Annotated in this window: 16 protein-coding genes and 1 tRNA gene; 11 read left to right on the forward strand and 6 right to left on the reverse strand. The window is 70.3% G+C overall.

From position 1 onward, the window contains the following. Positions 1–128: 128 nt before the first annotated feature. Genes ACIPV2_RS11335 through ACIPV2_RS11355 form a run of 5 tightly spaced genes read left to right on the forward strand, consistent with a single transcriptional unit; the run spans position 129 to position 4,170 of the window. The gene (locus ACIPV2_RS11335) at positions 129–1,340 is read left to right on the forward strand and encodes a ThiF family adenylyltransferase (RefSeq protein WP_400841305.1); all 1,212 of its coding nucleotides are present in this window, start codon (positions 129–131) and stop codon (positions 1,338–1,340) included. After that, positions 1,337–2,563, forward strand: coding sequence for a gephyrin-like molybdotransferase Glp (glp, locus tag ACIPV2_RS11340; RefSeq protein WP_400841307.1), 1,227 nt, complete (start codon positions 1,337–1,339; stop codon positions 2,561–2,563). Before ACIPV2_RS11335 ends, glp begins: the two co-directional genes overlap by 4 nt. Beyond that, entirely contained in the window at positions 2,563–3,036 is a 474-nt protein-coding gene (gene moaC / locus ACIPV2_RS11345) for a cyclic pyranopterin monophosphate synthase MoaC (RefSeq protein ID WP_101188781.1), read from the forward strand. Before glp ends, moaC begins: the two co-directional genes overlap by 1 nt. Next, on the forward strand, positions 3,033–3,920 hold the full coding sequence (locus ACIPV2_RS11350) for an NTP transferase domain-containing protein (RefSeq protein WP_400841309.1): 888 nt from the start codon (positions 3,033–3,035) through the stop codon (positions 3,918–3,920). Before moaC ends, ACIPV2_RS11350 begins: the two co-directional genes overlap by 4 nt. A gap of 1 nt (position 3,921) precedes the next feature. Continuing rightward, positions 3,922–4,170 (forward strand): MoaD/ThiS family protein, encoded by a 249-nt coding sequence (locus ACIPV2_RS11355; protein ID WP_400841311.1) that lies wholly within the window; start codon positions 3,922–3,924, stop codon positions 4,168–4,170. 31 nt (positions 4,171–4,201) lie between these two features. Here the strand turns inward: ACIPV2_RS11355 and ACIPV2_RS11360 are convergent, their stop codons facing one another. Continuing rightward, positions 4,202–4,627, reverse strand: a complete 426-nt coding sequence (locus tag ACIPV2_RS11360) for a molybdenum cofactor biosynthesis protein MoaE (RefSeq protein ID WP_400841313.1) — start codon at positions 4,625–4,627, stop codon at positions 4,202–4,204. Beyond that, entirely contained in the window at positions 4,624–5,100 is a 477-nt protein-coding gene (locus ACIPV2_RS11365) for a molybdenum cofactor biosynthesis protein B (RefSeq protein ID WP_400841315.1), read from the reverse strand. The genes ACIPV2_RS11360 and ACIPV2_RS11365 overlap by 4 nt, the downstream gene beginning before the upstream one ends. 99 nt (positions 5,101–5,199) lie before the next feature. Here ACIPV2_RS11365 and ACIPV2_RS11370 point away from each other — a divergent pair, with 99 nt between their 5' ends. Continuing rightward, positions 5,200–5,814, forward strand: a complete 615-nt coding sequence (locus tag ACIPV2_RS11370) for a helix-turn-helix transcriptional regulator (protein WP_400841317.1) — start codon at positions 5,200–5,202, stop codon at positions 5,812–5,814. A gap of 1 nt (position 5,815) precedes the next feature. Here ACIPV2_RS11370 and ACIPV2_RS11375 read toward each other — a convergent pair whose 3' ends face one another. Next, a complete protein-coding gene (locus ACIPV2_RS11375; RefSeq protein WP_400841319.1) occupies positions 5,816–6,589 on the reverse strand; it encodes a hypothetical protein in 774 nt (257 codons plus the stop codon). A 105-nt stretch (positions 6,590–6,694) separates the two neighbouring features. Between ACIPV2_RS11375 and ACIPV2_RS11380 the strand changes: the two genes are divergently transcribed. The 4 genes from ACIPV2_RS11380 to ACIPV2_RS11395 all read left to right on the forward strand — a co-directional run bounded on the left by ACIPV2_RS11380 (position 6,695) and on the right by ACIPV2_RS11395 (position 10,365). Next, on the forward strand, positions 6,695–7,747 hold the full coding sequence (locus ACIPV2_RS11380) for a hypothetical protein (protein ID WP_400841321.1): 1,053 nt from the start codon (positions 6,695–6,697) through the stop codon (positions 7,745–7,747). A gap of 238 nt (positions 7,748–7,985) precedes the next feature. Beyond that, a tRNA-Ser gene (locus ACIPV2_RS11385) sits at positions 7,986–8,076 on the forward strand. A 214-nt stretch (positions 8,077–8,290) separates the two neighbouring features. Then, a complete protein-coding gene (locus ACIPV2_RS11390) occupies positions 8,291–9,751 on the forward strand; it encodes a DUF1524 domain-containing protein (protein ID WP_400841323.1) in 1,461 nt (486 codons plus the stop codon). A 68-nt stretch (positions 9,752–9,819) separates the two neighbouring features. Next, positions 9,820–10,365 carry a YaeQ family protein gene (locus ACIPV2_RS11395; protein ID WP_400841325.1) on the forward strand — a complete coding sequence of 182 codons (546 nt, stop codon included), beginning with the start codon at positions 9,820–9,822 and terminating at the stop codon, positions 10,363–10,365. An 89-nt stretch (positions 10,366–10,454) separates the two neighbouring features. Here the strand turns inward: ACIPV2_RS11395 and ACIPV2_RS11400 are convergent, their stop codons facing one another. The 3 genes from ACIPV2_RS11400 to ACIPV2_RS11410 are packed head-to-tail and all read right to left on the reverse strand — an operon-like array spanning position 10,455 to position 12,209. After that, positions 10,455–11,030 (reverse strand): DUF3618 domain-containing protein, encoded by a 576-nt coding sequence (locus ACIPV2_RS11400; RefSeq protein ID WP_400841328.1) that lies wholly within the window; start codon positions 11,028–11,030, stop codon positions 10,455–10,457. Next, the gene (locus ACIPV2_RS11405; protein WP_101188770.1) at positions 11,027–11,440 is read right to left on the reverse strand and encodes a phage holin family protein; all 414 of its coding nucleotides are present in this window, start codon (positions 11,438–11,440) and stop codon (positions 11,027–11,029) included. The genes ACIPV2_RS11400 and ACIPV2_RS11405 overlap by 4 nt, the downstream gene beginning before the upstream one ends. After that, positions 11,418–12,209: a hypothetical protein gene (locus ACIPV2_RS11410; protein ID WP_400841330.1), complete on the reverse strand. Its 792-nt coding sequence runs from the start codon at positions 12,207–12,209 to the stop codon at positions 11,418–11,420. Before ACIPV2_RS11410 ends, ACIPV2_RS11405 begins: the two co-directional genes overlap by 23 nt. A 214-nt stretch (positions 12,210–12,423) precedes the next feature. Between ACIPV2_RS11410 and ACIPV2_RS11415 the strand changes: the two genes are divergently transcribed. Continuing rightward, positions 12,424–12,948, forward strand: a complete 525-nt coding sequence (locus ACIPV2_RS11415) for a DUF2231 domain-containing protein (RefSeq protein WP_400841332.1) — start codon at positions 12,424–12,426, stop codon at positions 12,946–12,948. Positions 12,949–12,984 lie beyond the last annotated feature (36 nt).

A 12,984-nucleotide genomic window follows, 5' to 3' on the forward strand; every position in this document is an offset into this window, starting at 1 on the left:
TGCGATTCCCGCACATCCAGATCTGGCGGCTGGAAAACTCCGCATCTGCGGCGCGGCGAGCGCATGCCTCCGGCTTTTCCCGGCGAGCGGTGCTGGCTCGGCACGCGTGCGAACCGTACGCTCGGAGTATGTCCCTGCCCCCTCTCGTCGAGCCCGTCGCCGCTCTGAGTGACGCCGAGCGTCTGCGCACTGCGCGCCACCAGGTGCTCGCCGGTCTGGGCGAGCTCGGACAGCGCCGGCTGCGTGCCGCGCACGTCGCGGTCGTGGGGGCGGGCGGACTCGGAGCGCCCGTCGTGCTCGCGCTCGCCGCGGCCGGGATCGGAACGCTGACGATCATCGACGACGACGATGTCGAGCTGTCGAACCTGCAGCGACAGGTCATGCACCGCCGCGGCGATGTCGGCCGGCCCAAGGTCGACAGCGCCGTCCGCGTCGCCGCTGACCTGTCGCCCGAGACCATCGTCAGACCGCTGCGTTCGCGACTGGCATCCGACAACGCCGTCGACCTGCTCGCCGGCGCCGACCTGGTGATCGACGGCACCGACACCTTCGAGACGCGTCTGCTGGTGGCCGCCGCAGCCGAGCGCCTCGGCATCCCGCTGGTCTGGGGCGTGATCCAGGAGTTCGCCGCCCAGATCACCGTGTTCTGGTCGTCGCCGCCGGAGGGCGCCGACGCCGTCGTGCTCGCCGATCTCTACCCCGAGGGGAGCGTGGGCGAGCTGCCCACCTGCGCTGCGGTCGGCGTCTTCGGAGCCCTCTGCCTGCAGGCCGGGTCCATCCTCGCGATGGAGGCGATCAAGCTCATCACCGGCATCGGCGATCCGCTGCTGGGTCGAGTGCTCGTCATCGACGCCCTGCGAGCCAAGACGAGCGAGGTGCCGCTGCGCTCATCGCGCGCTCGCCCGACGGCGACCTCCGATTCGAAGCCGACCACCCCGCACATCACGGTCGCCGACCTCCCCACCGAATCGGAAGCCGGGACGCTGCTGATCGACGTCCGGGAGGATGCCGAGATCGCCACCGGCATGATCCCCGGCGCGACGCACGTGCCGCTGGCGCAGGTGCTCGCCGAGCCGTCCGCGATCGACCCCCGTCGCACCGTCGTGATCTGCCAGGCCGGAGTGCGCGCGCGACGCGCGGCCGAAGCGCTGCGCGCCGTCGGTGCCGATGCCGTCGTGCTGGCCGGGGGGATGGATGCCTGGAACGCCGCGCTGCCCGCCGAGGCGCCGCGCGCTCGGGAGGAGAACGCCGCCTCGGGAGGAGAGCCCGCCGAGCAGGCTCCTCCGCACGGCGCGAAGTCCTCCCCAACAGAAGAGTTCGAGCACGAGGCGACCGCATGAGAACCGTCGAAGAGCAGCTCGAGATCGTGCTCGCCGAGGTGCGGCAGCGCCCGCCCATCACTGTGCTGCTCGATGAGGCGCACGGCCTGACCCTGGCATCCGACGCTCGCGCGGTCAGCGCTGTGCCGGTCTTCGACAACTCCGCCATGGACGGCTTCGCCGTCCGCTGGGCTGACGTCGCGCAGGCGAGTCCCGAGAACCCCGTCAGCCTGCGCGTCATCGCTGACATCCCCGCCGGCAGCGCGCTCAACCCGGCGATCGCACCGGGGCAGGCCGCGCGCATCATGACCGGATCACCGGCGCCGACCGACGCCGACGCGATCGTGCCGTTCGAAGACACCGCCAGCGGGCTGGCCGGCTCGCTCGACACGGCGGTCGTGCAGCGGGCGCCGAAGGCTCAGAACGCGCACATCCGCCGCGCAGGCGCCGACATCACCGCAGGGCAGGTCGTGCTCACCGCCGGAACGCTGCTCGGTCCGCGGCAGCTGGCGGCACTGGCGTCCGCCGGCGTCGCGCGCGTCGAGGTCGCACGGCGACCGCGGGTGGCCGTCGTCTCCACCGGCTCCGAGCTCGTCGCGCCGGGCACGCCCCTGCAGCGCGGCCAGATCCCCGAGTCGAACGGCATCCTGCTCGCCGGGCTCGCCGCGGAAGCCGGCGCCGAGATCGTGCTGCGCCGCGTGGTCGACGACGAGGGTGACGGACCGGCCGACGCGGTAGCCGAGGCGAAAGAGCTCGACGCCGACGCGATCGTCTTCTCCGGCGGCGTCAGCGCCGGGGCCTACGAGGTCGTCAAGCAGAGCCTCGGAGACGACATGGAGTTCACCAAGGTCGCCATGCAGCCCGGCAAACCCCAGGGCTTCGGTGCGACCGCCGACGGGATGCTGATGTTCGGCCTGCCGGGCAACCCTGTCAGCGCCGCCGTGTCGTTCGAGGTGTTCGTGCGGCCGGCGCTCCTGCGCATGCAGGGGCGGGCCAGCATCCACCGGCCGCGGCAGCACCTGCGCGCAGGAGCCGACTGGCGCACTCCGCCCGGGCGCCGGCAGTACCTCCCCGCGGTGATCGACCGCACCGATCCCGCCTGCCCGCTCGTGCGCCCCGCGACCGCCGGCGGATCGGGCTCGCACCTCAGCGTTGGTCTCGGTTCCGCCGAGGCGTATGCCATCGTCCCCGCCGAGACGGAGCAGGTCTCCGCCGGCGACCTCATCGAAGTCATGGAGCTGTGATGACCTTCACCCACCTGGATTCCGCCGGACACGCCCGCATGGTCGACGTCACCGAGAAGACGCCGACCGTGCGCGCCGCCACCGCACGCGGATTCGTGCGCTGCGCGGCCGAAACCGTGGCGCTGCTGCGCGACGGCTCGGTACCCAAGGGCGACGTGCTCGCGGTATCGCGCATCGCGGGCATCCAGGCAGCCAAGCGCACTCCCGAGCTGCTGCCGCTCGCACACGTCATCGGCGTGCACGGCGCGGTCGTCGACCTCGACATCGAAGACGAGGGCGTGGCCATCGAGGCGACCGTGCGCACCGCCGATCGCACCGGCGTCGAGATGGAGGCTCTCACCGCCGTCTCGGTCGCCGCGCTGTCGGTGATCGACATGATCAAGGGCGTCGACAAGTCGGCGTCGATCGAGAACCTGCGCATCACCGCGAAGGAGGGCGGCCGCAGCGGATCATGGCGGCGGCCCGGCGAATGACACCGTTCACCCTCGGCGCGATCCTGCTCGTCGGCGGGCGCTCCACCCGCCTGGGCGGCGGCTTCAAGCCCCTGCTCGAGGTGGGCGGTCAGACGCTGCTCTCCCGGGCGGTCACCGCGGCGACGGATGCCCGATGCGCGCCGATCCTCGTCGTGGGACCAGAGCTCGACCCCGACGCACCCGTGCGGTGGGTGCGCGAGGAGCCGCCGTTCGCCGGTCCCGCTGCCGGCATCGCCGCAGCGGTGTCCGCTCTCGACGACGGAGCAGGCGACGAGGGCGTGCCGGAATGGATGCTCGTGCTCGCCGGCGACCTGCCGCATGTCGACGGTGTGGCCGCGCGCCTGAAGACAGCGGCGTGCGCCGCCGCGTCAGGCGCCGATGGGATCGTGTTCACCGCGGGCGGGCATCCGCAATGGCTCGCCGGCATCTACCGCACCGCCGCCCTGCGCGCGGGGGTGGACGCCCTCACCGGCGAGTTCACCGGCGCTTCGTGCCGCGCCCTGCTCGGCGGTCTCGATATAACGTGGCTGGCAGACGAAGATGGGATCACCGCCGACATCGACACACCGGCGGATCTGGCGCGTGTGCGCGCCGCATTCGAGGAGGAGCCCGTGAGCGAATCACCCCGCACCCTGCCCCCGGAGGCGCTCGACGAGTGGGCGCTCGCGCTGCGCGAGCGGTTCGGCCTGGATGCCGAAGACGTGCCGATCAGCCTGATCCTCGACCTCGCGCGCGACGTCGCCAACGGGGTCGCCAGGCCCGCCGCGCCGTTCAGCGCATTCGTCGCCGGTCTGGTCGCGGGCCGGGCCGGCGGCACGCCCGAGCAGGTGCGCGAGGCCGTCGCTGCGGTGGTCGAGCTGGCCGGTGACTGGAAGGAGTCCTGAGATGGCGACGACGCAGAGCGCCACGGTGCGCTTCTTCGCCGCGGCGCAGGAGGCGGTCGGTCAGGATTCGCTGACGACGGATGCCACGACGCTGGGCGCCCTCAAGCAGCAGCTGCTCGCCGAGCATCCGGCGCTCACCGGCATCCTGTCGCGCTGCGCGGTGCTGGTCGACGGCGCCCGTGTCGACGACGACTTCGCGCTCGCCGAGGCGAGCACGATCGACGTGCTCCCGCCCTTCGCCGGCGGGTGAACCGCGCTGCCTAACGGGGTCGCGGCTGTGGTCAGCCGCCGATGCCCTTCCACGCGGTCGTGCCGTCGGCCTCGACCTGACGCTTCCACACCGGCAGCTCGCGCTTGATCGCCTCGATCACCTCACGGCAGACGGTGAACGCCTCGTCGCGGTGAGACGATGCCACGGCGATGACGACGGCCGCCTCTCCCACATCGAGATGCCCGACTCGATGGCTGACGGCGACGACGGCATCCGTCCCCTCGGCAGCGGCCTCGGCGATGCGGTGCAAGGTCGACTCGGCATCCGGGTGCGAGGTGTACTCGAGCGCGACGACCGCATCCGCGGCATCCGGATCGTGGTCGCGCACCCGGCCCACGAACGTCGTGACCGCGCCGGCGGTGGTGCTGTCGACGGCGGCGATGTGCTCGTCGAGTGACAGCGGCTGCTCTGAGATGCGGGCGAGTCGGACGGTCATCGGTGGTCCTCTCCATCGAGTTGGCTGAGCACGTGACCGGCGACGGAGAGCACGACCGGCATGCCCTCGGCGACGGCCTTCGGCGAGCCGGGCAGGTTGACGATCAGGGTGTCGCCGACGACCCCGGCCAGGCCGCGGGTGAGCATCGACGCGGGGGTGGCGGCGAGGCCGGCGCGGCGCAGCTCTTCCGCGATGCCGGGCAGCTGCCTCTCGATCACGCGGGCCGTGCCCTCGGGCGTCTCGTCGCGCGGGCCGACTCCCGTGCCGCCGCTGGTGATGATGAGCCGGATGCCCGCATCGCGCAGCTCCCTGAGGGCCTGCTCGACGGCATCCGCGCCGTCGGGAATCACGGTCGCGTTCGCGCAGGCGAAGCCCGCGTCGCGCAGCGCGAGCACGGCGACCGGTCCGGCCGAGTCAGGCCGCATCCCGGCCGCCGAGCGGTCGGAGACGGTGAGCACGGCGGCGGCGGTCATGGCATCCACACTATCCGCGCTGCAGGTCGCCGGGCGGTCGCGTGATTATTCACGGCCCATGTTCGCCCGCGCGCAGACCGGCTCTGGGAGCATGGGAGCATGACCACCACTGCGGTCGCGTACGGACCTATCTCCAGCTACTCGCGCGTGCGCATCCTGCATCTCGTGCAGACGCGGCCCGAGCGCACGATCGGCGAACTCAGCGAGGCGACCGGTCTGCACGCGAACACCGTGCGCGAGCATCTGCAGCGGCTGATCGAGGGCGGCTACGTCATCCAGGCCACAGAGCACCGCACCACGCGCGGTCGCCCCCGCACTCTGTACAGCGCGGCGACCGGAGCTCCCGAGGCATCCAGTCCGATCGCGCGCGACAAGGTCGCCGAGGCCGCCCGGCGCGGAGACCTCATGCGGCGCATCCTGTCCGAGCCTGACTCGGAACTCGGGCGCGACGCGACCTACCAGCTCGACGCCCTGGTCGAGCATCTCGAGGAGAGCGGCTTCGAGCCGATCGTCGACGAGAGCCGCATGACGGTCGACCTGACGCCGTGCCCGCACGCTGCAAGCTCTCCCGAGCACCGCCCGATGCTGTGCCAGGTGCATCTCGGGCTCATGCAGGGCGTGCTGACGCAGGCCGGCGGACCCATCGCCGCCGAGTGCGTGCAGGTGACCCGGCGTGCCGAGGAGTGCACGGTTCAGCTTCGCGTCGTCGCCTGAGTCAGTTGAGCGGTTCGAGCGGCTCCATCACGATGCCGTGCGCCTCGAACGCCTGACGGCGCTCTTCGATCCGCCGGTGCATCTCGGCCTGCGCGTCGGCGACGAGGGCGGCCGGCAGCTCGAGGGATGCCGGACGCGGGTCTGCGTTGCCCGCGGCGAGGTACGCGTCGAGCTCGGGTCCTGACGTCCACGAGCAGATCAGCGCGTATCGTGGCTCGGTGCCCTGATGCCACACGGCATGCCAGAAGCGCTGGGTGTCGACGATGATCCGCGAGCCCGCAGGCAGCGGAAGGCGGATCTCGGTCGAGGGGTCGAAGCGGTCGGAGCGCAGGATGAGCAGCGAGTCGGGGTCGTCGGTGAGGTTGAGCCAGGCCCGCACGACCCAGCCGGTGCCCTCGGCGTTGAGCCGGTTGTTGTCGTCCTGGTGCAGGTTGTAGATCGCATCGGCATAGGTATTGGGCTGCAGCTCGATGACGCGGCAGCGACCGACATTGGCGCCCGGCTCGAGTGCCCGGGCCTGGAGCGTCGGCGCCTTCGCGACCTGAGAGCGGATCCACACGCCGTCCTTGTCGGTGCGCGGTGGTGTGTGGTTCCAGAACCCGTTGCACTCGATGTCGCCGGCGTGACTCGCCAGCGGGGCGAAGCGGGTGATGCCCGACGAGCGCCAGCCGACGTACTCGAGGTCGCGCCACTCGGCGGGGTCGCCCGACTCGTCGTGGCGGTCGAGCACGACGTAGCCCGTCTCGCTCAGTGCAGGGGAGGTGACAAACCCCATCGCGCGTCTCCGTTCCGGCATCCGATCTCGGGTCGATCCTATTCGGAACGGTCATCCGGCGACTCGGGGCCGACCGGGCAAAACCGTGCGGCCTACGCTGGGGGAATGACCCAGCCTAAAGGCGCGCTGCTCGTCGGCAGCGTGAACTACGACGACGCCGAGAAGACCATGCGCACCGCGGCGGCGGTGCTCGGCTCGCGGCTGAAGCGCATTCCGGATGGGGAGGTGGGGCGGCGCTTCCACTGGATCATGTTCCAGCCTGACGTGCTGGGCCAGGCCGAGGGGATCGAGCGGATCGGCGACGAGCCGGTCTGGCTGCGCGATCTCGACGCACGTCCGCTGCGCATCGCCGACGGGGTGGATGGCTCGAGCCTGCGCCTGCCGCCGCTCGGATATGCCGACGCGGCGATCGAGTCGTACGAGATCTTCCGTCGGCTGCGCACCGAGGGCGCGATCGCTGATGGCATCCGGTTCCAGGTGTCGCTGCCGACGCCCGTCGCGGTGATCGGGTCGTTCTTCTTCGGCGATGATCGGGATGCCATCGAGCCGGTGTACACCGCAGCGCTGCTGCGCGATCTCGACCGCATCGTGGCCGCGATCCCGGCCGCCGATCTGGCCGTGCAGTGGGATGTCGCGAGCGAGATCGGCATCATCGAGCGTGCCGCCGGGTATGGCCGGACGATGGATGCCTGGTGGGACGGCGACCCGTTCGACGGGCTGGTCTCACGGCTCGCTGCGCTGGTGGATGCCGTGCCCGACGCCGTCGAGGTGGGGGTGCACCTCTGCTACGGCGATGCGGGGGAGCGGCACTTCATCGAGCCGACGGACGCTGCGACGCTGGTGCGCTTCGCCAATGCGGTCATCTCCGCATCGGCGCGCGAGCTCACCTGGCTGCACCTGCCCGTGCCGATCGAGCGCGACGACGACGCGTTCTACGCGCCGCTCGGCTCTCTCGCGCCGGTCGCGGAGCTGTACCTGGGGCTGGTGCATCGTGAGGACGGCGTCGAGGGGGCGCAGCGGCGCATCGCCGCTGCGTCGCGGGTCGTGCCGGCTTTCGGCGTCGCGACGGAGTGCGGCATCGGCCGCGCGCCCGCCGGCACCACCGAGGGCATCCTCGAGACGCACGCTGCAGTCTCGTCGCCGCTCCCCGCTCCCTGACCCACCCCGGTCGTTGAGCTCACCCCCCCCTCGGTCGTTGAGCGAGCGAAGCGAGTCGAAACGTAGCCACCCGCGCCCCCCCCCGGTCGTTGAGCGAGCGAAGCGAGTCGAAACGTAGTGACCCGCGCCACCCGACCCGCACCCAGACGGCGCCGTTCCCTCCGTCCACGACGCGCCCGGCCTGCGCGACGGCCGTCTCGATTCGCGCACCTGCCCGCCGTGTCGTAAACTGATCCGCGGTGACGTGTCCGAGCGGCCGAAGGTGCAACTCTCGAAAAGTTGTGTAGGGTAACCCCCTACCGTGGGTTCAAATCCCACCGTCACCGCCACAGAAACCCTCGAGTGATCGGGGGTTTCTTCGTGTCCGCGGATGCGCGGCGGATCCGCTCATATGATGAGCGGGATGCTGCGCTCCGCGCAGACGCGGGCCGGCTTCTGAGGGGAACCGGGCTCGCGGCCCTTTCGTGCGCCCCGCGCACCTGACAGCCAGTCGTGCCCGGATGCTGGAGCATCTCGGTGTGCCGGCGGAGTGATTGAGACGAGATGACGAGCGCACCTGCCGCCGGATGGTATCCGGACCCGACGGATCAGCACCGGATGCGCTGGTGGGATGGTTCCGCATGGAGCGAGCAGACCCAGCAGCTCCCCGCGCCGGCGCCTGCTGCGCCTTTGCTGCCGCCGCCGTCGAGGGACTCGCTCATCGCGACCGGCGTCGGTCAGGCATCCCTCGCCGAACCGGTCAGGAAGAGGCTGCCGCTCTGGGCATGGATCGCGATCGGTGTCGCCGCGCTCGGGATCGGCATCCTGCTCTCGCCGATCTTCACCGTCCTCTGGCTCGTCGTGCTCATCACCGGCATCGTCGCGCTGGTGAAGAACACCCCGACGTGGTTGCGGTTCTCGAACAGGGGCACCGCTGCCGTCGTCACCGCCATCGCGGCGGTGTGCTTCCTGCTGACCGGCAGCGTCGCGAACGCGATGACCGGCCGCGGCGGGAACGAGGCCGTCCCCGCGGCATCCGCCACGCCGAGCAGGACTCCCGCTGCCATCACGCCGTCTCCCGAACCCGCCGAGGCCGACGAGGCGACCCAGGACAGTGACGCCGATCCAGTCGCCTTCACCGGGGACGCATCCACTGTCGCGGACACCTCCAGCACAGACGGCGCGACGGCGCTGGAGGTGCTCGCAACGCTTCCCGTGAAGGGTCGCGCCGCGAAGACCGGCTACGACCGCAACCTGTTCGGTCAGCGCTGGCTGGATGTCGACCGCAACGGCTGCGACACACGGAACGACATCCTGCTCCGCGACCTGGTCGCCACCACGCGGGCTGGCTCGTGCCGGGTCATGACGGGCATCCTGAACGATCCGTTCACCGGTCGGTCGATCAGCTTCACGCGCGGTCAGGGCACCAGCGAGCTCGTGCAGATCGACCATGTCGTCGCGCTCTCCGATGCGTGGCAGAAGGGCGCGCAGCAGCTCACCGCTGATCAGCGCGCGACCTTCGCGAACGATCCGCTCAACCTGCTCGCGGTCGATGGGTCGGCGAACGCGCAGAAGGGTGACGGTGACGCCGCCACGTGGTTGCCGAAGAACAAGAGCTTCCGCTGCGCTTACGTCGCGCGCCAGGTGGCCGTGAAAGCCACGTACGGGCTGTGGGTCACGCAGCCGGAGCACGACGCAATCGCCGCCGTGCTCAGTGCGTGCCCGGACGAGCCGGCACCGACGTCGACCTTCGCCGAGGTCGCGCCCGAACCGGCTCCGGCGCCGGTGGCGGAAGAGCTGGCGCCAGTGCCCGCCCCAGCCCCTCCCGTTCCGGTCGCCCCGGCACCGGCGGCCCCCGCGCCACCCGCTCCTGCGCCCGCAGCCCCCGCTCCCGTTGCGCCGAGCAACGTGTACTACGAGAACTGCACAGCTGTTCGTGCCGCAGGCGCCGCCCCGATCCGCGCTGGCGAGCCGGGCTACACCCGCAAGCTGGACCGTGACGGCGACGGGGTCGCCTGCGAATAACGAGGGTGCCTCTTCCTCGCCCATCGTGCGGGATCAGCCCCGAGCGATCGACGCGTAAGCTCGGACTCATGGCGGCAGGCGCGACGATCCACACCTTCGATGTGCAGCTGGCGGACGTCGACCGCGGTGTGTACGACGACCTGGCCCTGCGCCTCGCACGGCATCCGTCCGAGACCGAGGTGTACATGCTCACGCGGCTGCTCGCGTACTGCCTCGAGTACGTGGAGGGCATCGCGTTCACCGGAGGCGTCGCCGCGACCGACGAGCCGGCGGTGCTCGTTCGCGACCTCACCGGCCGCGTCACCGCGTGGATCGAGGTCGGTGCGCCGGACGCCACCCGCCTGCATTACGGCAGCAAGCTCGCCGACCGCACGGTCGTGTACACCCACCGCGACCCGGCGAAGGTGATCGCCAACTGGGCGGGCAAGACGATCCACGATGCGGATGCCATCGTGCTGCACAGCTTCGACGCGGGGTTCCTCGATGACACCGCCGCAGCGCTCGCCCGTCGCAACACGATGACCGTCTCGGTGACCGAGCGTCAGCTCTATCTCGAGCTCAACGGCAGGCATCTGAGCACGGCGGTGCACGAGCATCCGATCCGTGCGATCTGAGCCTCGCATGCCCCGGGAGGGGTTTCGGATATGACAGCGAAAGGCGGGCGAGCTCCGGAATCGGAGCCCGCCCGCCTTTCGGTGACGGATCAGTTGTTCGCGACGTTGTCGCGAGCGTCCTGAGCGTCGTTCTTGACCTCGTTCGCAGCGTACTGCGCCTCGTCCTTGACGGCGGCGACGGAGTCCTGCGCGGATGCCTTGACCGACTCGACCGACGAGGCCAGCGGCTCCTTGAGGTGCTCACCGACCTCCTTGGCGACGCCGGTCGCCTCATCGATCAGCGGCTGCGCCTGGTCCTTGACCGTCGAAGCGAGTTCCTTCTCCTTCGTCGAGGCGGGGAACAGCGATGCGAGCACGAGCCCTGCACCGAAGGCGATCAGTCCGACGGCGAGCGGGCTGCCCTCGGCCTTCGCCACGACGCGATCCTTCACGTCACCTGCCATGTCGCCCGCGTGTGCGCCGGCGTCCGACATCGACGAGCTGGCGTCGTCAGCGGCGCCCATCACTCGATCGCGCACGGACCCGAACGCGCCCCGCACCTTGCCCATCTGACGATCGACGATCTTCGACGGTGTCACCTTGTCTGCCAGGGCGTCGACGTCCATACCCAGGTCCTGACGGGTCCGCTCGATGTCGGAGCGGATCTCATCGGCTGAATTGCTCATCGGTTCTCCTCATTTCTCTTCAGCGTGTCCGGGATCTCCTTGAGGGTCTCCACGGTCTGCGGTGCTCCTTCGACCTCCTGCAGCTGGCCACGTCCGACCAGGAAGAGGACCAGCGCGATCAGCGCCCAGATGACGGCGACGATGACGCCCGACCATCCGCCGCCGATGAGGGTGCCCAGCGCCCACCAGAGCGCAATCGACAGGAAGAACACGGCCATCAGCGCGCTGTAGCCCGCTGCGCCCATCAGCCCTGCACCCTTGGCCGACTTCGCAGCGGTCTCCTTGAGCTCTGCCTTCGCCAGCGCGACTTCCTGCCGCATCAGCGTGGAGATGTCTCGCGACACCTCACCGAGAAGCTCGCCGAGCGACGACGAGGCTGCTCTCTGCTCAGATGGTGTGGGGTCGGTCATAGCCGTCCTCCCCGCTGGCATCCGCTCTGGTCGAGCGGGTCTGGGTGTACAGGGGCGTCTCGGCAGCCGACGTGGCCGTGTCGCTCACCGGCGTGGACACCGAGTGGTCCGGGTGCACCTGGGTGACCGGGGGCACGGGGGGCGCCGGCGGAACCGGCGGAGCAGGCCGCACGGCCGGCGTCTGCGCGGCCGCGTGCTTCTGGTCGGCTGCGTCGGATGCCAGTGCGCGCGTCAGTCTGCCGATGACGACACCACCGATCGCTGCGGCCAGGATGAAAGTACCCGGCTTGCGGCGGGCGTAGCGCTTCACCTCGTTCAGCACCGACCCCGGATCCCGGTCGCCGAGCCAGCTCGCCGCTGCCGAAACCCGTCCGGATGCCTGCTGGACGAGGTCAGCGGCGATTCCGCTGCCGCTCGAGTTGGTGGCCATCTCTCCGAGTTCGTCACCGACGGAGCGAAGACCCGTCGCCAGTCGCTGCTGCTGCGTGTGCGCCTGGTCCCGCAGCTCACGCTGCGTCTGCGCGTACAGATCCTTCGCCTGCATCTTCGCCTCGCCGACGACGCCTGAGGCTTCGTCCTTGGCTGCACCCAGCACATCCTTCGCGTGCCCGGTTGCGCTGTCCTTGAGATCGGATGCCTCGTGCTTCGCGGCATCGACCTTGCCCTGCGAGCCCGAAGGCTGCGAGCCCGAATCGTACGGCTGTGCGCCCGCGCCGTAAGCGGGCGTTCCCGAACCGCTCGGGCTGGTCGTCTCGAAATTGTCCGACATGAGTGCTCCTTTTCGCGGACCGATCGGAGGATCGGTGCACCATGTCTAACCCCGCCTGGTGGCCTGGCCACGCCCCTTGCACTCCCTTTGCTTACGGTGTACATCCCGTGGGTGGGCGAGGTGGTCCCTCCGCGGCCGATCGCCCTATGTCAAGCCTCCTGCGCAGACGGCGTCGGTCTGCTCAGATGACATCACCGTCGAGAGGAGCAGCGAGATGTCGCAGAACACCGCTCAGCAGAACCAGAGCGCTCAACAGCAGGCGAAGCAGCCGAAGTCGGTGCTGGCAGGTCCATACGGTCACCCGTTCCATCCGATCCTGATCACCCTCCCGATCGGCAGCTGGGTCGCGAGCCTGGTCTTCGACATCATCGCCCTGGTGTCCGACGACCCGGAACCGTACGCGCGAGCGGCGTGGATCCTGATCGTGATCGGCCTCGTCGGCGCTGTTCTGGCGGCCCTGTTCGGCTTCATGGACTATCTGCAGCTCGCCCGCGGCACCACCGCGCGCAAGACGGCGACCATCCACATGGTGCTCAACCTCGGCGTCACCGCGCTCTTCGCGATCAGCCTGGTGGTGCGTCTGACCGGAGATGAGGATGACGTGAGCATCGCCGGTTTCGTCCTGTCGATCGTGGGACTGGCGGCTCTCGGTCTGTCGGGTTACCTCGGCGGAAAACTCGCATACCGGTACGGCGTGCGAGTGGCAGATGAGGGCACGCAGCGGGAGGGCTTCCGCTGAAGCCGAGACGGCTGCCGCTGAGGTTCAGACGGCTTC

This window comes from Microbacterium sp. NPDC089987 (assembly GCF_044748505.1).
In the GTDB taxonomy this organism is placed as follows: domain Bacteria; phylum Actinomycetota; class Actinomycetes; order Actinomycetales; family Microbacteriaceae; genus Microbacterium.

Coding starts and splice junctions, on each gene's coding strand:
- ACIPV2_RS11335 (WP_400841305.1), top strand. CDS start 129: ATGTCCCTGCCCCCTCTCGTCGAGCCCGTCGCCGCTCTGAGTGACGCC.
- glp (WP_400841307.1), top strand. CDS start 1,337: ATGAGAACCGTCGAAGAGCAGCTCGAGATCGTGCTCGCCGAGGTGCGG.
- moaC (WP_101188781.1), top strand. CDS start 2,563: ATGACCTTCACCCACCTGGATTCCGCCGGACACGCCCGCATGGTCGAC.
- ACIPV2_RS11350 (WP_400841309.1), top strand. CDS start 3,033: ATGACACCGTTCACCCTCGGCGCGATCCTGCTCGTCGGCGGGCGCTCC.
- ACIPV2_RS11355 (WP_400841311.1), top strand. CDS start 3,922: ATGGCGACGACGCAGAGCGCCACGGTGCGCTTCTTCGCCGCGGCGCAG.
- ACIPV2_RS11360 (WP_400841313.1), bottom strand. CDS start 4,627: ATGACCGTCCGACTCGCCCGCATCTCAGAGCAGCCGCTGTCACTCGAC.
- ACIPV2_RS11365 (WP_400841315.1), bottom strand. CDS start 5,100: ATGACCGCCGCCGCCGTGCTCACCGTCTCCGACCGCTCGGCGGCCGGG.
- ACIPV2_RS11370 (WP_400841317.1), top strand. CDS start 5,200: ATGACCACCACTGCGGTCGCGTACGGACCTATCTCCAGCTACTCGCGC.
- ACIPV2_RS11375 (WP_400841319.1), bottom strand. CDS start 6,589: ATGGGGTTTGTCACCTCCCCTGCACTGAGCGAGACGGGCTACGTCGTG.
- ACIPV2_RS11380 (WP_400841321.1), top strand. CDS start 6,695: ATGACCCAGCCTAAAGGCGCGCTGCTCGTCGGCAGCGTGAACTACGAC.
- ACIPV2_RS11390 (WP_400841323.1), top strand. CDS start 8,291: ATGACGAGCGCACCTGCCGCCGGATGGTATCCGGACCCGACGGATCAG.
- ACIPV2_RS11395 (WP_400841325.1), top strand. CDS start 9,820: ATGGCGGCAGGCGCGACGATCCACACCTTCGATGTGCAGCTGGCGGAC.
- ACIPV2_RS11400 (WP_400841328.1), bottom strand. CDS start 11,030: ATGAGCAATTCAGCCGATGAGATCCGCTCCGACATCGAGCGGACCCGT.
- ACIPV2_RS11405 (WP_101188770.1), bottom strand. CDS start 11,440: ATGACCGACCCCACACCATCTGAGCAGAGAGCAGCCTCGTCGTCGCTC.
- ACIPV2_RS11410 (WP_400841330.1), bottom strand. CDS start 12,209: ATGTCGGACAATTTCGAGACGACCAGCCCGAGCGGTTCGGGAACGCCC.
- ACIPV2_RS11415 (WP_400841332.1), top strand. CDS start 12,424: ATGTCGCAGAACACCGCTCAGCAGAACCAGAGCGCTCAACAGCAGGCG.